Below are 22502 nucleotides of genomic sequence, written 5' to 3'. Positions count from 1 at the left end.
CCATCAAAATTGTTCTATCAAACGCTTAAAGAAGCCCCCAAAGCTCCTGCTTTGCTCATCGTTAAGCACTTTTCGTTCCAACCTATAAAGTAAATTCGAAGCTATCTGTTTTATCTGAGCGCTAGGCTCAGCATAAGCAGCGTCGTCTGTAAAAAGCGTTCGTTGTTTTATACTTCTTGAAACATTCTTATCAGAAGTCACAAATCCTATAAGCTCTAAATTTAAGCTAGGCCCGATATTTGCATTAGCAACGCGTTTGATATTTTCATAAATTCTAGTCGCTTCTGCTTCATTTTTTACCATATTTAAAAGCAAAAGCTCGCTATTTTTAAACCTTGAGACGATCTTTATGACAGCGTATGCATCAGTTATCGCCGCAGGATCAGGCACAGTCACCACCACGACCTCATCAGCTGCCTCTAAAAATAGCTGCGTGCTACCACCTATGCCAGCTCCAGTATCGATGATCAAAAAATCAAGCTCATCAAGCTCTCTCGCCTCATCTAAAAACCTCTCAAATAAAAATTGATTGTTAAATTTCAAAATTTCATCGCCGCTTTCGCCAGGGATGAGGATCAAATTTTTATTTATAGGTATCAAGATATCTTTTAGGCTGCACTCGCCTTTTAGCACGTGAAGTAAATTTTTACCCATTTTTACATTTAAGATGACGTCAAGGTTTGCAAGGCCGATATCAGCGTCAAATAGCCCTACTTTGTAGCCATTTTTTGATAAGACATTTGCTAAATTTGCACTTATCGTACTCTTACCAACACCGCCTTTACCGCTAGTTATCGCAATAAAATGCGTATTTTTACTCTTGCTTTGAGACTGGACTAAATTTTGTAGTTTTTGCGCTTGGTTATTCATCGTTAGCCTTTTGCCTTGTAAAGCCGTCAAACACGCACTCTACTAAAAATTCGCTCTTTGCCTCCACAAGATCATCAGGCACCTCTTGGCCCACGCTAAAGTAGCTAACCGGCGTATTTGTCTCATATATCAGCGAAAAGACGTTGCCAAAAATTTTTGTCTCATCAAATTTTGTGATTATCAGCGTGTCAATATCCAAAAATGAAAATCCATTATAAATTTCTATTAGATCTTCAACCTTTGAGCCAGCCGAAAGGACCAAATTTACATCGATCTTTGCGCCGCTATGCTTTAAAAATTTATCAAGCCTTTCAAGCTTTTCTTTGTCATACTGCGAATTTCCAGTCGTATCAATAAGTATCACATCACAATAATTAAGCTGCTTTATAGCATTTTGAAAGTCATCTATCTCGATAACATCGAGAATAGGCAACTTCATCATTTTAGCATATTGAAATAACTGCTCAACCGCTCCGATACGATATGTATCAAGCGTGATGATACCTGTTTTATAGCGCTTTTCATTGCCGTAAGCAAAACGAGCCGCTAGCTTTGCAAGAGTCGTAGTCTTACCAACTCCAGTTGGACCAACTAGCATCATGATACGTTGTTTTTTATCACTTGGCTCTTTTCTGCAAGGTAGCATATTTCGCAAAAGCGAGTAGAAATATCTCTTTACAGCAGTTGGATTGCTCTTCATTGAGACTGGCAAATTTTCAAGCGTCGTTTGCATGATAGCCTCTAAATGCTCATCTTTCATGCCGCTTTGTTTTGCGAGCTTGTAGATGCTAGCAAACTCTGGTGGGATCGAGAGATTGTTGCGATTTGGTGCTTTTTCGTCCCAGATCATGTCAGTTATGAGCCCTATTTTCTCGCTTAGCACGCTTACTTGTTTGGCTACGTCGTCTATTTTTTTATTCATGCCATTTGTGTTTGGCTCTTTGATCTCGTTCATATCGACATTTGCGATCGCACTTATCTCTTTTGCGACGTCTGAGATATTTAAAAGCACGCTCTCATTTGGGTCATAAGGCTCAGGCGAGGTTGTCTTTGCCTCAAATTTAGCAGGCTCCTCTTTTATCTCAAATTTTGGCTTAGCAGGCTCATAGTTTTTATTAAATTTAGAGTAGGCATTTTCATAGTTTATAGCTTTTGTATTTGGTTTTGGAGGCTGCTTTACGTCGTCTTCTTCGACGCTTACTAAAATTTCATAAATCGGTTTTTTATTTATCGTTTTGGCTTGAATTTGTTTTGTAGTGACGAGTATGGCCTTCTCGCCGCACGCTTCTTGAGCCTTTTTCAAAGCCTCGATGGTACTCTCGCCTGTAAAAGTATGAAATTTTGTAGCCATTTATATCCTTTTAACCTCTCATAATCCCTAGTGGCACGATCACGCTAAGCCTCTTATCGGCTCCTGGGTGCGGGACGATAAGGCGCGGCGTCTTATAGACTTTTTTACTAAAATACAAAATGTCCAAATCAAGCGTACGTGGTGCATTTTTAAATGTCCTCACGCGCTTAAATTTACTCTCATAGTGCCCCAAAATTTTTAGAGTTTCTCTAGGGCTCATAGATGTTTGTAAATTTATAACAGCGTTACTAAAGTCATCCTGCGCTTCGTAGCCAAACGCCGCATTTATAAGGATCGGCGAGACTTCAACTACATGAAACCTGCTATCACTTGTAATCGCTCTTATAAATTTATCAAACCTCTTTGCGCTATCGCCGATGTTGCCACCCATGCCAACTAGCGCCTCATACTTAAACTCATCTCTTTTATGAAAAAAACTAGGGCAAAAACGGCTTTTTACGATCTTTCTTGCTCCAGCTAGCCTCATAAAATTTCGCACCCACCTTCTCTTGCGACCACTACGTCTTCGATACGCACGCCAAATTCATTTTCTAGATAAATTCCAGGCTCCACGCTAAAGACCATGCCCTCTTTTATGAGCGTTTCGCTCCTTGCTGAGATGACTGGAAGCTCGTGTATATCGACACCCACGCCGTGTCCTGTCGAGTGAAAAAAAGCCTTTTCATATCCAGCCCTTGCTATCACGCTTCTTGCTGCAAGGTCTATCTCGCACGCCCTAACTCCAGCTCTTGCGACCTTTATCGCAGCAGCCTGAGCCTCTTTTACGATCTCATAAATTTCTTGCATCTTTGCGTTTTTAAATTTTTGCTCCTTTGAGAAGTTAAAATTTTCATCAAAGCAAGCAGTCCTGGTACGATCAGAGCAGTAACGCTTAAATTTCACCCCAGCGTCAAGTAGCAGCAAATCGCCTTTTTTTAAAATTTTATCTCCAGGCAACGCGTGTGCTTTTGCGGCATTTTCGTTTATCGCTACGATCGGATCAAAGCTAAGACCTAACTCGTTTTTTTGTCTAAAGATAAGCGAGGCGTTAAAATGAAGCTCTTTTTCGCTCATCCCTTCGCCATTTTCACGCACAAATTTAGCAAATTCATTAAAGCATTTAGCTCCAAATTCGCTAGCCTTTTTTAAAATTTTTATCTCATCTTCGCTTTTGCAAATTCTCTTTAGCCTGGAGAAATTTGCCTTTGGCTTGAAATTTATCTTAAAACCCTTGCTAAGCGCATTAAACTCACTTAGGCTTAGCTCATCTGGGTTAAAAACGAGGCTACTTGGCTTTATCTTTCTTAAAAATGCCCTGACCTCGCTTATTAAATTTCTCTGTGCTAAAAGAACGACCACGCCTGCATTTACGCAGCTTTTTGCCTCGAAATAATACCTCGCGTCCGTGAAAAAGTATTTCACGCCATCAACGCATAGCAAAAACTCATTGTCACAGCTATATCCGCACTCGTAAAATACGGCGTTTTCGTCCTTTAAGATGAAATTCATTGTGCTTTTTGATTTGCTCTTACTGCTTTGATTTGTTCAAAAATTTGAAGCATGCCTATCATCGCTAAATGATAGCCGACTGGTCCAAAGCCCACGATCTGACCTGCTGCAACTGGCGCGATAAGGCTTTTGTGGCGGAACTCTTCTCTTCTATAAACGTTGCTGATATGCACCTCGATAACTGGCAGCGCAACCGCACTTAGCGCGTCACGGATAGCTATAGATGTGTGAGTGTAAGCGGCTGGGTTTATGATGATGCCGTCAGCATCGCCCAAGCACTCTTGGATCTTATCGACTAGCTCGCCCTCAAGGTTGCTTTGAAAAAACTCGATCTCAACGTCATTTTGATCGGCAACGATCTTCATTTGAGAGTGGATATCTTCCATCTTCATAACGCCATAAATTCCTGGCTCTCTAGCGCCAAGCATGTTAATATTTGGGCCTTGGATGACCATTATTTTTAGCTTCTTATCCATGTCACTCCTTTTTGATTAAATAGCCCAAATTATACATTTTCGTTCCTAAATTTTCGCTACAATAACAAAAATTTAAGGCTCAAATGTGGAAATTTTAAAAGCAAAAAAAATAATCACTGGCGGAGAAAATCCAAAAATTTTAAGAAATTCTTGTGTTGTTATTGAAAATGATAAAATTTTAGAAATTACAAGCGAAAAAGAGGCGCAAAAAAAATTTAAAGATGCAAAAATTTACGACTTTGGTGAGAGTGTGATCGCCCCAGCGTTCGTAAATACGCACGTTCATTTGGAGTTTAGCTCAAATGTTAGCACGCTAAAATATGGCGACTTTATAAAGTGGCTTGGCTCTATCGTCGATAAAGGCGGCGAGCTAGCCAAAATGGACGTTAAAAAGGCTATGAATAAAGCTATAAATTCGATGCTAAAAAGCGGAGTTTGCGCCATTGGCGAGATCTCTAGCTTTGGCTCTGAGCTTGAAATTTTAGCCGCTAGTCCGCTAAAAGTAGTGCTTTTTAGTGAAATTTTAGGCTCGAGCGAGCGGATGAGTGAGCAAAATTTGCAAAATTTCTTAGCTAAATTTGAAAAAACAAAGAGCTATAAAAGCCAAAATTTCACCCCAGCTATCTCGCTGCACTCGCCCTACTCTGTGCACCTAAAGCTTGCTAAAGCCGCCCTTGAGATAGCTAAAAAAGACGATCTTCTTGTTAGCACGCACTTTTTAGAAAGCAAGGCTGAAAAGCAGTGGCTAGAGCACGGCAGTGGTGGCTTTAAAAAGCATCTTTTAAGATTTAACCCTGATCCAAAGCCGATGTATGACACAAATGGCTATTTTGCGATGTTTCGTGAGATAAATACACTTTTCACGCACTGCGTTTATGTGAGCGATTTTGCTAAATTTAGGCCTCATCACAGCGTGACACACTGTGCCGTTTCAAATAGGCTACTTGGCAAAAAGGCGCTAAATTTAAAAGAAATTTTTAAAAATGATGTCAGCTTAAATATCGGCACAGACGGCCTTAGCTCAAATATCAGCCTAAATTTCTGGCATGAACTAAGAGCTGCCCTATTTACCCACGCTAGCCTTAATCTAAATGAACTTGCCACCAGGCTTTTTGTCGCTGCAACGCACGGGGGCGCAAAAGCACTTAGGACAAATAACGGTGAGATAAAAGCAGGACGTGCGGCTGATCTTGCGGTCTATAACGACCTAAAGTGCGATGATAGCGAGCTAATACTTCAGCTAATACTTCATACAAACGAGGCTAAAAAACTATATATCGGAGGCAAAATTTGCAAATTTTAAGGCTTATTTTTAGAGGAATTTTGGGAATTTTTAAATTTATAAATAACTACTTTAAGGCGCTCATATTTTTGCTCATCTTATTTTTTATTTTCGCGCCAGATAGCAAGATGAAAGAGCCAAATTTAGCCCGCATCGACATCACGGACACGATAATGGATACTAGTGAAATTTTAGATGCACTCGAAAAAGCAAGGCTTGATAGCAACATCAAAGGTGTGCTGCTTTACATCGACAGTCCAGGCGGTGCACTAAGTCCTAGCGTGGAGCTAGCCATGGCGGTCAAGAGGCTAAAAGAGAGCAAAAAAGTGCTCGCATACGCAGCTGGCAACATGGCGAGTGGCAGCTACTACGCTGGCGTAAATGCCGACACTATCGTAGCAAATCCAGGTGCTTTCATAGGCTCGATCGGCGTCATCATGCAAGGGGCAAACATCGAAAATTTAGCCAAAAACTTAGGCGTGAGCGAGCAGGTGGTGAAGGCTGGCGAGTTTAAAGAGGCTGGCACCTTTATGAGGAGCTGGAGCAAGCAGGAGCGTGAGAGCTTGCAAGGGCTCGTAAATGACGCTTACATGCTCTTTGTAAGTGACGTGGCAGAGGCTAGAAATTTAGACATCAACAAAAAAGACGAGTGGGCAAACGCAAGGGTCTTTTTGGCTCACAATGCCCTAAAAATGGGGCTAATTGACAGCCTTGGTAGCTACATAGACGCTCAAAATAAGCTAGCAAAAATGAGCCTCGTAGATGAGCCAGTCTGGCAAGAAAAACCGCAGATCGAAAAGATAATGGAGAAATTTACAAAGCAGGGCATAAACTCGCTTTTTAGTGCATTTTTCGAAACAAAGCTTAGATAATCAAAGCAACACATGGCTAATCAAAGCAAAAGATCAGGGCGGGGACAGACTGCATATATAGTATAAATTTAGCTCTTACTTTGCAAAAAATTTTTGGCTATATTTTTTAGCTTAAACTCATAAAGTAGGTTTTGGATTTTGTCCGTTGATTTTATATCCAAACCAAGATCATTTGCTAAAATTTTGTAATAAATTTGCGGGCTATCTTTTAGATTAATTGGTGGCGATTTTGAGCTTTTTGAGAGCTTTTTGCCATCTTTTAAAAGTAGCTTATGATGAATAAAATTAGCATTATAAAAGTTAAAATTTAGCCTTTTTGCAAGGTATCTTTGAGCTAGCGTGCAAGCCTTTAGATCCTCGCCTCTAACAACCAAATTTATACCCATATCCTCGTCATCTATCACGCTTGCAAAGTTGTAAGCAGGAGTAAAATCTTTTTTGTAAATCACAAAATCGCCCATTTGCTCTGCCACAAGCTTACCAAGAGGGTCGCCCTCATCTACGCTTAGTCTAATGGCAGTATTGTCTTTTATAAATTTTAGATTTTTATTTTTACAAATTTTAGTGTAAATGCCGTTTTTATAGGCATTCTTTGTAGCTCTAGAACATTCGCAGATATAAATTTCATCTAGTTTTTCAAGTACATCTTCGTATCTTTTAGCTCTTATTTTGAAGCTAAAATTACGCTCAAAGTCACTTACGTTAATTGGACCTTTATCGTATTCAAGCCCCAAAAATTCTAAAACATCAAAGATATTTTGAACGAACTCACACCGGTATCTACTAAGGTCATAGTCATCAATACGTAAGTGCAAAATGCCATTTACCGAACGTGTCAAAAGATAAGTTAGGATGAAGTTATAAGCATTGCCAGCATGCAAAAAACCACTAGGAGTAGGAGCTATGCGGGATGCTATGCCACCATTTGGTGGCAAATAGTCATTAATCCCTTGGTCTAGCCTCATTTACCCTTAAAGTACGTCCGCCTAGTTCTTTTTCATTTAGTGCGTCTATAGCTTTTTGTCCCTCATTTGCATCGTCCATTTCAACAAAGCCAAAGCCTTTTGAGCGATCAGTTTCTCTATCTTTTACTATTTTTGCTCGCCTTACTTCACCAAATTGTGCAAAGGCTTCCTTTAATTCTGCCTCTGTCGTTCTATACGACAAATTTCCTACATAAATATTCACAGGAGTGTTCCTTAAAAAAATTACCGATTTATTCGGTTAGTGTGATAATAGCTAATTTTCGTCAAAAAGATGTAAAAAATCAAAAATTTATTATATTTTTTTAAAAAATATTCTTAAAAGCCACAAACTCGTATATATAGAGCTTCTATAACTATCACTAAACAAAATCTAACCTTAAGTTTAAAAAAAATAATTAAATAAAAAATTATTTTATCTTTATAAGCTATTTATAAAGTAAATCATTCTTTACTTGAAGATAGGCTTCATCGCCAAGTAAATTTTTAACTATAAAAAGTGCAAATTCTATTGAAAATGTAGGACCTTTTGCTGTAATAATATTTTGATCTTTCAATACACTCTTGCCGTTATCATAGCCCCTTTTATCACTTCTTACATTTTCTTCAAATCCTGGATAACAAACAAAATGATCTTTTAGCACACCAGCACTCTCAAGCACCATAGGAGCAGCACAAATGGCACAAATAAGCTTATTGCTTTTATCAAAATTTTGCAAGATTGCTTTGAGCCTTGTATCGTTTGCTAGATTGCTAGCTCCTGGAAGTCCCCCAGGAAGGACGATCGCATCGTAGTCTAGCTCCTTCATCTCGCGAAGTGTCACATCAGCCTTTACACTTATATTGTGACATCCTTTGATGTTTACGTCATTTAGCCCAACAATAGAAGCTATCGCTCCAGCTCTACGTAAAACATCAACAGAAGTTAGTGCTTCTATCTCCTCAAATCCATCAGCTAAAATCACAGCAACTTTTTTCATAAATTTATCCTTTACAATAATATGTTTTATTTGTTAAGTAAAATTTTATATAATATTGGCTTATTTCACAAGAAAGGACAGAGCATGCAAGTAAAAATTATTTACTGCAACTCTTGAAACTATCGTCCGGTAGCTTCTCGTGTAGAAGATGAAATAAAAGCGAACTTTAGTGATGCAAGAGTCGAAAAGGTTATAGGTGATGGTGGAAATTTCATCGTCGAGGTTGATGGAGATGTTATATTTTCTAAGAAAGATCGCATCGGAAATGATGAAGCGAGATTTCCTCACGGTGAAGAGATCACAACTCTTATAAACAAATATCTCAAAGAAAAGTCGGCTTAATGCTAGCTACCGAGACGGGAAACCGTCTCGTTTTTTCCCATTTTTAACTTGCAATTCTACTATCTTGATATAAAAATTTTATAATTAAAACATTAGTCTATCTTGCTAAGAATTTTCATTTTTTTATATATTTTTTGATTCTTAAAGATTTTACTAGCTGATGTTTGGCCATATTTGATTTTTATCGAGCATAAAAATTTTATGCATTCTATATACTAGTGCTACTTGAAATTTTACAATGTATGAAATGAAGTTTTTGCTAAAGCCAATACTTTTTAAATAGTGACTTTAGCTAAGCATTAGGCCTACTAAACGTAAATTTAGTAAGAAAGATTAAGCTGCTTTATTTATTCGCACGCTCGATATACTCGCCACGAACAGTATCTACACGGATAACCTCGCCCTCAAGTACGTGAAATGGTATCTGAACTACCGCACCACTCTCAAGAGTAGCTGGCTTTTTACCACCTTGCGTATCACCCTTGAAATTTGGTGGAGTCTCAACTATCTTTAGCTCAACTACTTGTGGCACTTCAACGCCGATTGCATTGCCATTGTGAAATAAAATTTCAACCATCATGCCATCGATCATCCATTTTTTAACATCACCCACATCCTCATCGCTAATAGCAACTTGTTCATAAGTAACCGTATCCATAAACTGACAATATTCACCATCGTCATAAAGGTACTGCATCTCTTTTTCTTCAAGATGTGGTTGTTCGCATTTATCGCCTGCGTGAAAAGTCTTTTCAAGCACTTTTCCGTCGATAAAAGATTTGATTTTTGCACGAACAAAAGCTGCACCTTTACCCGGTTTAACGTGTTGATATTCTACGATTTTATAAGGAACGCCGTCGATCTCGATCTTTAGTCCCTTTTTTAGATCGCCCATTGAATATGAAGCCATTTTTTATCCTTTCAAAATTTTATATAACTGCGTATTGAGCCCAAACGCAAGCTTCAAGTGCGTTTAGCCTCTCTAACGTTTCTGCTTTTATATGTTCATCAACCAAGATAACAGCAAGTGCCATATTGTGATCATCTCTACCAAGGCGGAAGTCTGCGATATTAATCTTTTCATCAGCTAAAATTTTACTAATCTGAGCAATAACGCCTGGCACGTCATGGTTTTTAAAGATGATCATCTTGCCTTTTGGCTTAAAGTCGGTCTTAAAGCCATTTATCGTTACGATACGTTGCTGATTTTCACCAAATACCGTTCCACCTACGGTTACAATACCATTTTCAGTAGTTAAGCGAACAGTGATTTTATTTTTAAAAATACTATCTCCACCAAGGCTAGTTTCAGTCACTATGCCTTTTTCATCGCATAAAAATTTAGCATTTACGTAATTTATCGCATCACCAAGACTCTCTTTTAAAGCACCTACGATTGCAAAAGTTAGCATTGAATTTGCATATTCGCTAATCTGACCGTGAGTCTCGATACGAATGGCCTTGATAACGCTTTTATTTATCTGTGCAGCAAGAAATGCCATCTTGCTTGTAAGATCGATATAAGGCTCAACAAATGGCGGTAGATCTTCTGTTTTTATAGGTAAATTTAACGCATTTGGATAGCTTATACCGCGAGCTGCTAAAATAGCTTGCTCGACTGCCTCTACTGCGATATTTCGCTGTGACTCAAGTGTATTTGCTCCAAGATGCGGTGTGACACTTACATTGTTTAGATCAAGAAGTGGATGATCAGTTGCTGGCTCTTTTGTAAAAACATCAATACCGGCAAATGCTATCTTGCCACTTTTTAGTCCTTCATAAAGCGCTTCTTCGTTATAAAGACCACCTCTAGCGCAGTTTATAAGTCTTACGCCATCTTTCATTTTTGCGATCTCTTTAGCGCCTATCATATTGGTCGTCTCTTTAGTTTTTGGCGTATGTATCGTGATAAAATCACATGCTAAAATATCATCAAAATTTTTAGTATAAGTACCGCCCATATCGATAACTTTAGATGGATCAATATATGGATCATAAGCGATGATCTCCATACCAAAAGCTTTTGCACGAACGGCTACTCTCGAGCCAATATTTCCAAAGCCGATCACGCCAAGCTTTTTCTTAAAAAGTTCAACCCCATACCATTTCTCACGCTTCCAAATTCTATCTAGCTTTAGATCATTATGAGCGTATTCAAGAGATCTAGCTGAAGCTAGCATATGCGCCATTGTTAGCTCAACTGCAGCAATAGTGTTTGCAGTTGGAACGTTCATAGCTATTATGCCACGCCTTGAGCATCCTTCTATATCGACATTATCTACACCAACACCAGCTCTAACAATAGCTTTTAGTTTTTTACCAGCGTTTAAAAAGGCCTCGTTTACTTCAGTTGAGCTTCTTGTTATAGCAACATCAGCCTCGCCTAAAATTTTTAAAAGTTCATCTTTGGGAGTATTAACTGCGTCTATTACATTTATATCTTGCTCTTTTTTTAAAAGTTCAAAACCTACTGGATGTATCGCATCACAAACAATGATAGTTTTCATAATTTTACCTCTCTCACACTTGAGTGGATATCATAAACTCTTAGTTCTAAAATGATATTTTGTAGAAGTTTAGAGTCTTGAGTATTTAAAAATATCTGGCTTTTTGCACCATCTTTTACAACAGTAAAATCGACCTCACTTTTTCTTAAAGTCTGCATCAAACAAAACATTGAATAGATATCATTTTTATCTATCAAAAGCTCATATGCAGTAATCTTTGGTTTTTCTATTTTGGGTCGGTTGTATTCTATAAAAATTTCATTTACAGGCAGCACATAATCTCTTTTTCTAATAGTTGCTAGCTCACTCATCCAGTTAATATTGCTAGTTGTATTTTTGGTTAAATTTTGCTCATTTGTGATATTTTCTTCAGGTATTTGACTGAAATTTACACTTGCAAATTTAACAAGAGAAATTCCAACCAAACCCAATATTACAAATAGCAGGACAACTACTAATAAAAGTACGCGTCTGCCCATTTAAACTAAAGTAATTGTTCTTTTATAATATCGCCAAGTGTTACTTTATCATCGTTATCATTGATCTCATTTAACACTTCACGCTCTTTTTGTTTTGCTAAACGGCGTATGCTTAGGCGAATTCTATTTTTCTTCTCATCGATAAATGCGATAGCTGCTTCGATCTCATCGCCGATCTTAAGTGTACTAACATCTACACTACCTAAATCTTCTTTGCGGATCAACGCATCAACGTTATCACCAAGCTCTACAAACACGCCAAAGTCTTTAATGTCGCGAATTGTTCCTTTTACGATATCGCCTACATTAAATTTATCAGCAAATACTTGAACTGGACTTTGTTTTAGATCTTTTAGGCTGAGTGAAACTTTTTGTTCAGCGCTATCAATTTTGATGATTTTTACTTCAAGCTCGTCGCCAGCTTTAAACATGTCTTTGCATTTATCGTTTCTATCCCAAGATGCATCTTCATTGTGCAATAAGCCTTCAACGCAACCCACTCTAACAAATGCACCAAAATTTGTGATAGTTGTCACAACGCCTTTTACTACGTCACCCTCTTTAAATTTAGCTTTAAACTCATCAAATGGCTTTGGAAGTAAATTTTTAAGGCTTACTCTTAGGCGGTGTCCTTTTGCATCTATCTCGATAACCTCAACATCAATCTCTTGACCTTCATTGATGTGATCTTTTGGATTTTTGATATTTTTATCCCATGAAATTTCAGATATATGCAAAAATCCTTCAATATCATTTCCAAGATCAACAAATGCGCCATAAGGCTCAATATTGCTAACTGTAACTTTGATAGTGTCACCAACTTCTAGCCCATCATTTATGATCTCTTCCCAAGGATCTGGAGTAGCTGCCTTGATAGATAAAGACAAGTGGCGTTTTTCGTTGTCATAACTGATAACTTTAACTAAAACTTTATCACCTTCTTTATATAGTGAGCTAGGATTTACTGGGCCCTTATAGCTTATCTCACTATAATGCACAAGCCCATCAACTCCGCCGACATCAACAAACATACCATAAGTTGTGATTTTTTTAACTGTGCCCTCTATAACGCTATCGTTTTCTACTATGCTTGATAGAGCTTCTTTGCGCTTTTTGCGGTCGTCATCTAAAATTTTCTTTCTAGAGACAACTATGCTATTTTCTTCTTTATCAATTTTTATAACTCTTACTTTATATGTTTTACCAATTACGCCTTCAGTATTTTTAAAGCCACTGTGAGTTTTTGGTAAGAAAAATTCCACGCCATTTACATCTTGAGTTATAAAACCACCTTTATTTTTTCCAACTACTTTTACGTCGATTTCGCCAGAATTTTCAGGATCGTAAGCTTCGATAAAAGCTTTAACTTTCTCTTTTCTAAGTGCTTTTTTGTGCGACACTATAGGTCTTCCATTTCTTGATCCAGTTATTACAACTTTGATCGTATCGCCAACTTTATGCGTCAGGTTGCCGTTTGCATCAGTGATCTCAGAAACATTTAAAATGCCTTCTGACTTCTTGCCAACGTCGATTAAAACCTCATCACCATTGATACTGACGATTTTTGCGTCACTATCTTCTTCAGTCTTTTTAAAAGACTCCTCTAACATCGCAGCAAAATCGATATCTTCAATATCTTCGTCTTTTGCTTTTCCTAATTGAACACTTTTGTTCACAGCCATCTTGATCCTTTAAATTTTATTATGCCAGTAGAGGCAAATTGGCTTATTATAGTTAATTGTGGCTTTAGCTAGGATAAATTTTATACTTTTTTGATTCTGTCAACGACTTTTTGTATGATCCAGTCAGGCGTGCTAGCACCCGCACTTATGCCACACAAATTTTTGCCATCAAACCATGACTTTTCAAGCTCTTCTTCACTTTCTATCAGGTAGCTATCTTCGCAGAAATTTTTAGATATTAGATAGAGTTGTTTTGTATTTGAGCTATTTTTTCCGCCGATTATTATCATCACATCAGCCCTTTTTGCTAAATTTTTAGCAGCCTCTTGGTTTTCAAAAGTTGCGTTGCAGATAGTGTTAAAAACACGCACCTCTTTTACGTGAAGCATAAGGTAGTTTGCGATCTGCATAAATTTCTCGACTTTTCTAGTCGTTTGGCTAACAAGAGCGACCTTTTGCTTAAATTTAATACCCTCTAGCTCGCTCTCTTCAAGCACGACATAGACACTACCCTTGGCATATGACTTCACGCCCTTTACTTCAGGGTGGTGCACGTCACCATAGATCACCACATCATAGCCCTCTTCGCTCATTTTTTCACAAATTTGCTGTGGCTTTGTCACAAATGGGCAAGTTGCGTCGATCACTTTTATATCTGTCTTTTTTAACTCTGCAAGGTCATTTTTAGTAATGCCATGAGTGCGGATGATCGCCTTTTTCTCATCTTTTAGCTCGTCTATGCCCTCAAGCGTTTTTACATTATAGTTTTTCTCAAGCCTGTTTATCTCTTCGTTATTATGGATGAGTGGCCCAATGGTCGCAGCATCTCCTGCATTTTCAGCAATCTTTATCGCCCTTTTTACACCAAAGCAAAATCCATAACTACTAGCAAGCTCAATCTTCAACTCTAGCTCCCATTTTCTTTAAAATTTCAGCAAAATTTGGAAACGAAGTGGCGATAAATTCGCTCTTTTCTATCTGCATGCCGCACTTTAGTCCAAGTACAGCAAAGCTCATCGCAATCCTGTGATCACCGTGACTATCGATCGTGGCAAATTTAGCCTCTGAGCCATTTATGATAAAACCATCTTCAAGCTCACTTGCCTCGACACCGCATGATTTTAACGCATTTATCGTGACGGCTATCCTATCGCTCTCTTTTACACGAAGCTCTTTGGCATTTATCAGCTTACTTTGGCCTTTAGCGCAGGCAAATGCGATGGCTAAAGCTGGAGCTTCGTCAATGAGCCACGAGATATTTTCGCTAACTTCTACACCTTTTAAGTTTGGTGAGTACTTGACCTCGATATCGCCGATATCTTCATATTTGCTTGAAATTTTGTAAAATTTTATCTCAGCTCCCATTTTTTCTAGAATTTTATAAGCTTCGATGCGAGTTTTATTTAGCAAGATATTTTTTAAAATAATATGTGAACCCGGAATGATAAGTGCTGCGACCGCAAAGAAAAATGCAGAGCTTGGATCATTTGGTACGTCTATATCAAGTGGCGCAAGTGGGGCTTTCATCGGCTCTAGCGTGATCTCTAAGTCGTCACGCTTTATATCGGCTCCCATGCCAGCAAGCATACGCTCAGTGTGGTCTCTGCTTAGCTCTGGCTCACTAAATTTGCAGCCATTTGAGTAAAGAGCTGCCAGCAAAAGCGCACTTTTTACCTGAGCTGAGGCGATCTTGCTCTCAAAACTAAATCTTTCAAATTTTGTCCCTCTTATGCAAAGAGGAGCGTTGTTTGCGTTATTTGCACCATCTATCTTTGCACCCATATCGCTTAGAGGTTTTGCTATTCTAGCCATTGGACGTGAGTTTAAATATCTATCGCCACTTAGTACGAAAAAGCCATCCTGTGCGGCTAGTAATCCCATAAAAAGTCTCATCGCTGTGCCTGAGTTGCCACATTCTAAAATTTCATTTGGCTCTTTTATCTTTTGCGGCGGTGTGATCGTTATTTCAGAGCCATTGTCCTCAACTTTTGCGCCTAAAAGCTGGACTATTTTTAAGGTATTTAGCGTATCGCCAGCTCTTAGGTAGTTTCTAATGCGAGATGGTTTATCACTCAAAAGCGAAAAAATCGCGCATCTATGCGAGATGGATTTATCCGCTGCGATGTCGTCAATAGTTAAATTTAGATTTTTTTCTAATGGATAAATTCTCATCTTATTCCAATATTTAGTTTCTCTTTTAGCTCGCTTAAAATTTTATCCATAAGCGCGTTTATATCGTCATCTTCGAGCGTTTTTTCCATATCTTGGAATGTAAATTTAAGGCTAAGACTGATCAAGCCATTTAGTTTCGCATCTTTATAGATATCAACCGGCAAGAACTCTTTTAGCTCTTTTAAATTTAGCCCTCTTATACACTCATAAATTCGTCCAGCCTCGAAATTTTCAGGCACGATGAGGCTAAGATCCCTTGTAGTGCTTTGGAATTTTGAGTAAGGCACTGCCAAAATTGGTTCAAATTTAAGCTTAGTAAAATCAATCTCGCAGACGTAAGTTCTTGGCAGATCTCTCTTTGCCTCAACTCTTGCGTCAACTCTACCGATATAGCCAATATTTTCGCCATTTTGATAGATGTGTGCTTGTTCGTATGGACTAAGATATGAGATGCCCTGGCAAGGTTTTAGTTCAAATTTGCCTATGACATTTTGCACCATCAAAGCAAAAGCATAGAAATTTGCCTCCTCGCCCTTTGCACCGTTTATCAGAGTCGGCTCTTTTAAAAGTCCAGACACAACAAAGCCTAAATTTAGGCCCTGATTTGCATTTTCATCAAAAATTTCTCCAAGCTCAAAAAGTCTAACTGAGCGTTTAGAATTTTTAATATTTTTCTCGCTTGAACTTAGAAGGTGATTAACAAGTGTCGGTCTAAGCGTGTTTAACTCGTTGTTTATAGGATTTAGTATCTTAACTTTGCATGGTTTAAAATTTAGCTCACTAAGCTCGTCCTCACTATCAAAGACATAGTGCACGCTTTCAAAAAAGCCATTATCGGCTGCTCTACGCCTTAAATTTAGGGCGTTTTTATAGTCAAAATATGTCTTATTTAGCCTATTTTTCTCAGAGAAATTTAGTGGTTTTGAGGCGATATTATCTATACCTATTATCCTTACGATCTCCTCGCAGATATCATGCGAATTTACGATATCATGGCGAAATAACGGCACTTTTACGTTAAAGCTTTCTTGCTCAACATTTACTGCGATCTCAAAGCCAAGTTTCTTTAAAATTTTAACGACATCATTTCTAGCTATATCTTGACCAATCATATTTTTAAGCTCAAAAAGAGAGATACTTAGTGTTATAGGCTCGGTGTTTAAAAGCGACTGCTGTGAGCCAGCAAAGAGATTTAGAGCATCTTTAAAATTAGCAAGTCTTTTAAATAAATAATCCGCTCCATAAGCTAAATTTGGCTCGCTACCACGACTTGAGCGATAAATTTGATCACCCTTTGGTAAATTTTTATTTTCAAAAATAGCTTTTGAAACAATATCTGGCTTTACGTAGCTAGCTTCTACTAGGATCACTTTTGACTTCTCATCTACTCTTGCTACGTCACTTTGGTAAATTCCAGCAATGCCTAAATTTTTATCCCCGCAATAAACGACACATTCGCCATTTTCGCCATTTTTTATATCAAAAACAGCCTTTTCGCCTTCACTTGCAAGTTTAGCATGATCATAAGCTCTAAATAAAACGCCCGTGCAAAATGTCGCGTATTCAAGCAGTCTCTCAACTAAATTCGTCTTTTGACACTCTATTAATGCTAGACGCATACGAGTTATTAAATTTTCATATAGTCCTTCTTTTAGCTCAAAAGCCTTATATAAAAATGACCCATTTACTTTATCCTCTGCTCGTACAGAAGCTATTCTGCCAATACCTAGTAAATTTTCGCTTTCATCGTCTTCGTGGCTATCTTTCATATTTAGATCAAGCGCTGCACAAATTTCTCTTGCGATCCCATGTAAATTTTGACAATCGCCCCTGTTTGCTGTGACATCAACTTCGATTATCGTATCTTTAAATATCTCAAATTCGCTAAGACTTGTACCAAGTTTTAGCTTGCCGATACTCTCATCAAGTGGCAAAATTCCATCGTTTACCTTTGGAAGTCCCAGCTCACTTGAAGAGCAGATCATACCACTTGACTCAACACCTCTTAGCTTTGCTTTTTTTATCTCAAGACCATTTGGCATAGTCGTGCCAATAAGTGCAACTGGCACAAACTGACCAGCTTCAACATTTTTAGCTCCACACACGATCTGAAGCGTCTCTCCACCAACATCCACTTGACAAACGCTTAGTTTATCGGCATCTGGGTGCTTCTCTCTACTTTTTATGTAGCCAACCACAATACTCTTTGGTAAATTTATCTCTTTATAGCTATCAACCTCTAGCCCGATAGAATTTAATGTCTTTGAAAGTGTCTCGCCACTAACGTCGCTAAGGTCGATCCACTCGTTTAACCAATGCTTTGAAATTATCATTTAAACTGCTCCAACAATCTTAAATCTCCCTCAAAAAGCGACCTTAGATCAGGCACTCTATGAAGCAACATCGCAAATCTCTCAACGCCAAGACCAAAAGCGTATCCACTTACATTTTTATAGCCAACTGCCTTAAATACATTTGGGTCAACGACTCCGCATCCAAGCACCTCAAGCCAAGTAGTCTGCTTGCACACCCTGCAACCCTTGCCGTGGCAGAATATACAACTAATATCAACCTCTGCGCTAGGCTCCGTAAATGGGAAGAAGCTAGGGCGAAAACGCACTTCAACGTCGCCAAACATGTGCTTTAAAAAGCCCTCTAACATTGATTTTAAATTTGCAAAGCTAACTTTCTCGGCATCCTCCACCACAAGGCCCTCGACCTGGTGAAACATCGGTGTATGCGTTAAGTCCATATCACGTCTAAAGACCGTGCCAGGCGCTATCATACGAATAGGCGGCTTTTGGCTTAGCATAGTTCGCACCTGAACTGGGCTCGTATGCGTCCTTAAAAGTCTAAAATCATCTAGGTAAAATGTATCTTGCATATCCCTTGCTGGGTGGTATTTTGGTAAATTTAGCGCTTCAAAGTTGTGAAAATCATCTTCTATCAGTGGTCCAGTTTCAAGTGAGAAATTTAGCGCTAAAAAATACTCAATTATCTTATCCATCGTGGCCATCACAGGGTGAAGTGCTCCGCTAGCAACAGGCTCATTAAATAGCGTGATATCAGCAGCTTCTTTTTTCATCTTGTTATCTATCTCTTGCTCGCTAAGCTCAGCCTTTTTAGCTTCTATTAGCGCACCAAGCTCATCTCTTTGCTTGTTTAAATTTGCTGCAAATTCCTTTTTCTCATCTTCGCTAAGCTCTTTTAGCTTTGCAAAGCCTTGCGCCAAGATGCCCTTTTTGCCAAAAATTTCTACCCTGACTTTTTCCAAATCATCAAGCGTTGAAATTTCATTTTTGATTTTATTAACGAAATCTTGCAATTTTTTACCTTTATAAATTTTTGAGTCGATTTTATAGAAAAAGAGTTAAAATCAAGATAAAGAGCACGAAATTTAAGCACACTTTGATATAATTTTGCAAAATTTCAAAGGAGCTAAAATGACCATATTTGAAAAGATCGTAGCTGGTGAAATCCCTTGCAACAAAGTGCTTGAAAGCGAGAAATTTCTAGCTTTTAACGACATAAATCCAAAAGCACCGATCCACATCCTAATCATCCCAAAAAAACACTATAAAAATTTCCAAGAGATGGATCCGGTCTTAATGGGAGAGATGACAAAATTTATCCAAGAAGTAGCGACCTTAATGGGCGTTGATAAGAGCGGATACCGCCTCATCACAAACTGCGGTGAAAACGGCGGTCAAGAAGTTATGCATCTACATTTTCACCTGCTTGGCGGAGCTAAGCTTGGCTGGAGCGAAGGCGTAGCTGATCCACAAAGCACATTTTAATAACTTATAAATCTTAGACTCAAAGCATGAGTCTAAGATTTTATTTTCTTGCAGCCTTAATAGCTTCAAGCAACTCTTCAAAACCTACTTTACTTGAGTTTTCGACATCTTTTAATATTTCAACGCCAGGTAGATTTCCTTTGTCTTTATCAGCAAAAATAACCATCGCTTTTTCTAGACCATGATGAACATTTTCATGATGAGCTGCGATACTTGAGAGAATTTTGGCATCTTTTACAAGAGTATTTTTCACATCTTTTTCATACCATTTGCCAAATCTACACTCATGAACATCTTGAATTTTGTTAAATTCATTTAAAAGTACACCTCTATATCCATTTAGCTTCATATTTATATGATCTATTTTTCCATTGCTTACATAGACTTCATTTGTAACATTTAGAGCCTGATTTAGTATATTTTGCGTATTTGCATTTACGCTTGAGATATTTCCTTCAAATCCACCTAAAATTTTCATAGCATTTGCAGAAATTTTTGAGAAATTCTCACTCATTTCGATCATCGTGTTTGCACTTTGTTTAAGGCCATTTATATTTACTTCTACTTCAAGAGTTGCTTTTTGGGTACGTTCAGCTAGCTTTCTAACCTCATCTGCCACGACTGCAAAACCTCGTCCATGCTCACCAGCACGAGCCGCCTCAATAGCAGCATTTAGAGCTAGCAAATTTGTCTGATCTGAGATGTCTTTAATTAAATTTATAATCTCAGCAATCGAATTTACGCTTCCATTAAGCGAAGAAGCGTCATTTGAAAGGTCATTGCTCATCTGGCTTACTTGCTCGATCGAGTTTAAAATTTCAGCCGTTTGGGACTTGAGTTCGCCCGTCTCTTTGAAAGTTTTTTCATTTAGTCCATTTATACTTTCAAGCATTTTTAGATTTTCTTCCATTGTTAATTGCAAGAAATTTATACCATCTTGATAACTTGAAAGCAATAAATTTACAGCCTCTTGCTTATCCTTAGCTTGCTCTTTTGGCTCACAAGTTTTAACGTTTTTTAGCTCCTCTTTAAGTGTTAAAATTTCAGCCTTTAAAGCTTCATTTTCTCTCTCTAAAGCTTCATTTTTACTAGAAAGCTCTTTATTCTTGCCATCAAAAAACATTTTTCATCCTTTAAAATTTGTAGATTTTGCGTAATTATATTTAAATTTTTACTAGATGCTTGTAAATTTTAAATTTTGTTTTATATTTTTTTTCTCTTTAAACCACTTTTTAATTTCATCAATCCAATCTGGATTTTTGGATTTTGAATTATTATTTTTAGCTATTTCAACATATCTTTCAGCAAATTCTATTTTTCTATGTCCACTATCTTGATCAAAGAATTTTTTTAATACTTCTATATCACTTGGTTTTAAGTTAAAACAAAAATACGAATTTAGAGACTTGTCTTTAAAATTCTTTTCATCTTCGAGTATGGCGACGATATTTTGGTCTTCGGTATATGTTTTTAATGTTTCAATAAAAACGACACCATCCAAACAGTCCTCTATTTCCGTTTTCATTTCATAATCATTGCTACTTACATCAACCAAAGACGTTTTTTGATCATTACGTTTATTTAAAATTCTTTTCGCTACCATATGGTCTTTACATTTACTATCACAAATAAGTTGCTCTCTCTTACCGTCACTATCTATTAAACAATATATTTTACCCTTTATGTTATCTTTTTCTGACATTGGCAATTTTAGATAATCATAAATTTTTATGACTTCAGATGCCCCGCCAACTGGCAATATTCTTAAATTATACTTTTCCACCAAATCTTTAAAATAGAAGTCAAAATAAATTTTATCAGAGCTACCCTCACAAATCAACCAATTATATGGTTTATCAAGCCTTACCGATGAAACAATTGATTGAACCAAATCATAAATACTTTTAAGCTGAATATCGCTTGGTATTTGAGTATAGTCCATATTTCTAATTTGTTTCAACTTCTCCCTATAATTATATAAATCAAATGTGTTAAAATTAAATTCAAGGCTATCTTTTGCGTTTTTCTTTGTCAGAAAGTGTGCATTTGCGTTGATAGCAACTGGGAGAAAACCGTACCAATGAGTAGTCACAATAACTTGTGCTTTATATTGCGAAATTTCTATTAACTTTTCAAATTGAGCAAAATTTTTTGATAAATTTAAAGATGCCTCTGGTTCATCTATGGCAAGTATAATTTCTTTGTGTTCTATAGTTTGACTATCTAGTAATGCCGCAGCTATATCTATAAGTGCCTGCCTTTTCTCACCAGAACTTAAGCTGTCAGCTTTTATTTTATTACCATCAACTATTTTATGTAAAACTCTTATTGAAAAAAACAACTCAATAACTTTATCTATTAATTCCTTTGGCGTAATATTAATTCTATTTGAAGGACTCTTATAGGCATAAAGGTTTAAAAGATCGTTTTCCAACTCTTTAACAAATACATTTAAATCTGTATTTATACTTTGCAAAGGTGTCTTAATTATTTTTTCTATTTTAGTGCTAATATCCATACCAATTAATTTTTGCATATTATCAGTCTCAAGCTTTGTAAACTCCTCTATCCCAGCTTCTACTGGCATATAAATATATGAATAACAATCCCAAACAATATGATTTAAATACTTAAAGCGTTCCCTAAAATCTTTATTTTCGCTTTCCTTTTGGCTATTAAATTTAATTTCAAATAATTTTGAAATAATACTATCAAAAGAACCAAAATATGCACTATAATCATCCTTATGAGCATTACCAGAAATAATTAAATAATGACTTTCACGATATAAAATATCAATTTTTTTTAAATCATTAACTAAGTTTTTAGGCTCTTGACTTTTATTGCTTCTAAAATCATTCTCAACCTGCTCAAAATTCCATAAATATTCACTAATTTTTTTAACTTTATCTGCTAGCTCATTATCATTTTTATCATAATTTTTAATAATTTTATTAACTATATCTTTTTTTAATAGATGAATAACTACTATATATGGTGTGTTTGCATCGGTAGTACTTGCTCCTTTTGTTAAATTCCATTCCCTGTCATTAAAATAAGTATCAAGTGCCTCCAAAATTGAACTTTTTCCTGCACCATTATCACCTATATATGCTGTAAAATTATGACTAGTAGTAACTGGTATATATTTAACTCCTCCATATATTTTATAGTTCTTTAATAAAATTCCAACAATCATC

The 22502-nt window shown here is 37.1% G+C and carries 22 protein-coding genes and 1 pseudogene; 4 read left to right on the top strand and 19 right to left on the bottom strand.

The genetic code is table 11. The annotated features are described in order from the left end of the window. Positions 1-3: 3 nt before the first annotated feature. Genes F3H00_RS06645 through aroQ form a run of 5 tightly spaced genes read right to left on the bottom strand, consistent with a single transcriptional unit; the run spans position 4 to position 4206 of the window. A complete protein-coding gene (locus tag F3H00_RS06645; protein WP_148799304.1) occupies positions 4-870 on the bottom strand; it encodes a P-loop NTPase in 867 nt (288 codons plus the stop codon). Continuing rightward, positions 863-2221: a flagellar biosynthesis GTPase FlhF gene (flhF, locus tag F3H00_RS06640; protein ID WP_148799302.1), complete on the bottom strand. Its 1359-nt coding sequence runs from the start codon at positions 2219-2221 to the stop codon at positions 863-865. The genes F3H00_RS06645 and flhF overlap by 8 nt, the downstream gene beginning before the upstream one ends. Positions 2222-2231: 10 nt before the next feature. Continuing rightward, positions 2232-2708, bottom strand: coding sequence for a 2-amino-4-hydroxy-6-hydroxymethyldihydropteridine diphosphokinase (folK, locus tag F3H00_RS06635; RefSeq protein WP_148799300.1), 477 nt, complete (start codon positions 2706-2708; stop codon positions 2232-2234). Continuing rightward, positions 2705-3730, bottom strand: a complete 1026-nt coding sequence (locus tag F3H00_RS06630) for a M24 family metallopeptidase (protein ID WP_148799298.1) — start codon at positions 3728-3730, stop codon at positions 2705-2707. Before F3H00_RS06630 ends, folK begins: the two co-directional genes overlap by 4 nt. Then, a complete protein-coding gene (gene aroQ, locus F3H00_RS06625; RefSeq protein WP_004317604.1) occupies positions 3727-4206 on the bottom strand; it encodes a type II 3-dehydroquinate dehydratase in 480 nt (159 codons plus the stop codon). Before aroQ ends, F3H00_RS06630 begins: the two co-directional genes overlap by 4 nt. Positions 4207-4291: 85 nt before the next feature. Between aroQ and mqnF the strand changes: the two genes are divergently transcribed. Both mqnF and sppA read left to right on the top strand, forming a co-directional pair. Next, complete coding sequence (gene mqnF / locus F3H00_RS06620) at positions 4292-5509, top strand: aminofutalosine deaminase family hydrolase (RefSeq protein WP_148799296.1); 1218 nt, start codon at positions 4292-4294, stop codon at positions 5507-5509. Beyond that, a complete protein-coding gene (sppA, locus tag F3H00_RS06615; protein WP_148799294.1) occupies positions 5497-6360 on the top strand; it encodes a signal peptide peptidase SppA in 864 nt (287 codons plus the stop codon). The genes mqnF and sppA overlap by 13 nt, the downstream gene beginning before the upstream one ends. A 68-nt stretch (positions 6361-6428) precedes the next feature. Here the strand turns inward: sppA and F3H00_RS06610 are convergent, their stop codons facing one another. From F3H00_RS06610 to F3H00_RS06600, 3 genes are all read right to left on the bottom strand, one after another. Next, positions 6429-7325, bottom strand: coding sequence for a glutamate--tRNA ligase family protein (locus tag F3H00_RS06610; protein WP_148799291.1), 897 nt, complete (start codon positions 7323-7325; stop codon positions 6429-6431). Further along, a complete protein-coding gene (rbp, locus tag F3H00_RS06605; RefSeq protein WP_009294719.1) occupies positions 7303-7548 on the bottom strand; it encodes an RNA-binding regulator in 246 nt (81 codons plus the stop codon). Before rbp ends, F3H00_RS06610 begins: the two co-directional genes overlap by 23 nt. A 223-nt stretch (positions 7549-7771) precedes the next feature. Next, the gene (locus tag F3H00_RS06600; RefSeq protein WP_148799289.1) at positions 7772-8323 is read right to left on the bottom strand and encodes a DJ-1 family glyoxalase III; all 552 of its coding nucleotides are present in this window, start codon (positions 8321-8323) and stop codon (positions 7772-7774) included. Between the two features lie 84 nt (positions 8324-8407). Here F3H00_RS06600 and F3H00_RS06595 point away from each other — a divergent pair, with 84 nt between their 5' ends. Further along, positions 8408-8665 (top strand): SelT/SelW/SelH family (seleno)protein, encoded by a 258-nt coding sequence (locus F3H00_RS06595; protein ID WP_255349566.1) that lies wholly within the window; start codon positions 8408-8410, stop codon positions 8663-8665. A 343-nt stretch (positions 8666-9008) separates the two neighbouring features. Here F3H00_RS06595 and efp read toward each other — a convergent pair whose 3' ends face one another. The 8 genes from efp to pheS form a co-directional block, all read right to left on the bottom strand. After that, entirely contained in the window at positions 9009-9575 is a 567-nt protein-coding gene (gene efp / locus F3H00_RS06590; protein WP_021090997.1) for an elongation factor P, read from the bottom strand. A gap of 19 nt (positions 9576-9594) precedes the next feature. Further along, positions 9595-11175: a phosphoglycerate dehydrogenase gene (gene serA / locus F3H00_RS06585; RefSeq protein WP_223155256.1), complete on the bottom strand. Its 1581-nt coding sequence runs from the start codon at positions 11173-11175 to the stop codon at positions 9595-9597. Beyond that, positions 11169-11597, bottom strand: a complete 429-nt coding sequence (locus F3H00_RS06580; protein ID WP_021090693.1) for a hypothetical protein — start codon at positions 11595-11597, stop codon at positions 11169-11171. Before F3H00_RS06580 ends, serA begins: the two co-directional genes overlap by 7 nt. A gap of 59 nt (positions 11598-11656) precedes the next feature. Next, positions 11657-13333: a 30S ribosomal protein S1 gene (locus F3H00_RS06575; RefSeq protein ID WP_148799287.1), complete on the bottom strand. Its 1677-nt coding sequence runs from the start codon at positions 13331-13333 to the stop codon at positions 11657-11659. Between the two features lie 80 nt (positions 13334-13413). Then, positions 13414-14238, bottom strand: coding sequence for a 4-hydroxy-3-methylbut-2-enyl diphosphate reductase (locus tag F3H00_RS06570; protein ID WP_148799285.1), 825 nt, complete (start codon positions 14236-14238; stop codon positions 13414-13416). Further along, positions 14228-15505: a 3-phosphoshikimate 1-carboxyvinyltransferase gene (gene aroA, locus F3H00_RS06565; RefSeq protein WP_148799283.1), complete on the bottom strand. Its 1278-nt coding sequence runs from the start codon at positions 15503-15505 to the stop codon at positions 14228-14230. The genes F3H00_RS06570 and aroA overlap by 11 nt, the downstream gene beginning before the upstream one ends. Then, positions 15502-17838 (bottom strand): phenylalanine--tRNA ligase subunit beta, encoded by a 2337-nt coding sequence (gene pheT / locus F3H00_RS06560; RefSeq protein WP_148799281.1) that lies wholly within the window; start codon positions 17836-17838, stop codon positions 15502-15504. Before pheT ends, aroA begins: the two co-directional genes overlap by 4 nt. Then, a complete protein-coding gene (gene pheS / locus F3H00_RS06555) occupies positions 17835-18830 on the bottom strand; it encodes a phenylalanine--tRNA ligase subunit alpha (protein ID WP_148799279.1) in 996 nt (331 codons plus the stop codon). Before pheS ends, pheT begins: the two co-directional genes overlap by 4 nt. Before the next feature lie 118 nt (positions 18831-18948). Between pheS and F3H00_RS06550 the strand changes: the two genes are divergently transcribed. After that, a complete protein-coding gene (locus F3H00_RS06550; RefSeq protein ID WP_021091047.1) occupies positions 18949-19302 on the top strand; it encodes a histidine triad nucleotide-binding protein in 354 nt (117 codons plus the stop codon). Between the two features lie 40 nt (positions 19303-19342). Here the strand turns inward: F3H00_RS06550 and F3H00_RS10785 are convergent, their stop codons facing one another. From F3H00_RS10785 to F3H00_RS06540, 3 genes and pseudogenes are all read right to left on the bottom strand, one after another. Beyond that, positions 19343-19651 carry a CZB domain-containing protein gene (locus F3H00_RS10785; RefSeq protein ID WP_410369058.1) on the bottom strand — a complete coding sequence of 103 codons (309 nt, stop codon included), beginning with the start codon at positions 19649-19651 and terminating at the stop codon, positions 19343-19345. An 84-nt stretch (positions 19652-19735) separates the two neighbouring features. Beyond that, a pseudogene (locus tag F3H00_RS10780) lies at positions 19736-20014 on the bottom strand (methyl-accepting chemotaxis protein); the annotation flags it as partial. Positions 20015-20476: 462 nt separating this feature from the next. Further along, positions 20477-22501 (bottom strand): AAA family ATPase, encoded by a 2025-nt coding sequence (locus F3H00_RS06540; RefSeq protein WP_149703775.1) that lies wholly within the window; start codon positions 22499-22501, stop codon positions 20477-20479. Position 22502 lies beyond the last annotated feature (1 nt).

The organism is Campylobacter concisus, assembly GCF_902460845.1.
GTDB classification, from domain to species: Bacteria; Campylobacterota; Campylobacteria; order Campylobacterales; family Campylobacteraceae; genus Campylobacter_A; species Campylobacter_A concisus_X.
This window is presented reverse-complemented; position numbering and strand designations above follow the sequence as displayed.

Excerpts from the sequence above, each read along its gene's own strand:
- F3H00_RS06540 (WP_149703775.1), bottom strand. The coding sequence starts at position 22,501 with ATGATTGTTGGAATTTTATTAAAGAACTATAAAATATATGGAGGAGTT.
- F3H00_RS06645 (WP_148799304.1), bottom strand. The coding sequence starts at position 870 with ATGAATAACCAAGCGCAAAAACTACAAAATTTAGTCCAGTCTCAAAGC.
- F3H00_RS06575 (WP_148799287.1), bottom strand. The coding sequence starts at position 13,333 with ATGGCTGTGAACAAAAGTGTTCAATTAGGAAAAGCAAAAGACGAAGAT.
- F3H00_RS06600 (WP_148799289.1), bottom strand. The coding sequence starts at position 8,323 with ATGAAAAAAGTTGCTGTGATTTTAGCTGATGGATTTGAGGAGATAGAA.
- aroQ (WP_004317604.1), bottom strand. The coding sequence starts at position 4,206 with ATGGATAAGAAGCTAAAAATAATGGTCATCCAAGGCCCAAATATTAAC.
- pheT (WP_148799281.1), bottom strand. The coding sequence starts at position 17,838 with ATGATAATTTCAAAGCATTGGTTAAACGAGTGGATCGACCTTAGCGAC.
- flhF (WP_148799302.1), bottom strand. The coding sequence starts at position 2,221 with ATGGCTACAAAATTTCATACTTTTACAGGCGAGAGTACCATCGAGGCT.
- aroA (WP_148799283.1), bottom strand. The coding sequence starts at position 15,505 with ATGAGAATTTATCCATTAGAAAAAAATCTAAATTTAACTATTGACGAC.
- efp (WP_021090997.1), bottom strand. The coding sequence starts at position 9,575 with ATGGCTTCATATTCAATGGGCGATCTAAAAAAGGGACTAAAGATCGAG.
- F3H00_RS06630 (WP_148799298.1), bottom strand. The coding sequence starts at position 3,730 with ATGAATTTCATCTTAAAGGACGAAAACGCCGTATTTTACGAGTGCGGA.
- F3H00_RS06610 (WP_148799291.1), bottom strand. The coding sequence starts at position 7,325 with ATGAGGCTAGACCAAGGGATTAATGACTATTTGCCACCAAATGGTGGC.
- F3H00_RS10785 (WP_410369058.1), bottom strand. The coding sequence starts at position 19,651 with ATGAAGCTAAATGGATATAGAGGTGTACTTTTAAATGAATTTAACAAA.
- folK (WP_148799300.1), bottom strand. The coding sequence starts at position 2,708 with ATGAGGCTAGCTGGAGCAAGAAAGATCGTAAAAAGCCGTTTTTGCCCT.
- F3H00_RS06550 (WP_021091047.1), top strand. The coding sequence starts at position 18,949 with ATGACCATATTTGAAAAGATCGTAGCTGGTGAAATCCCTTGCAACAAA.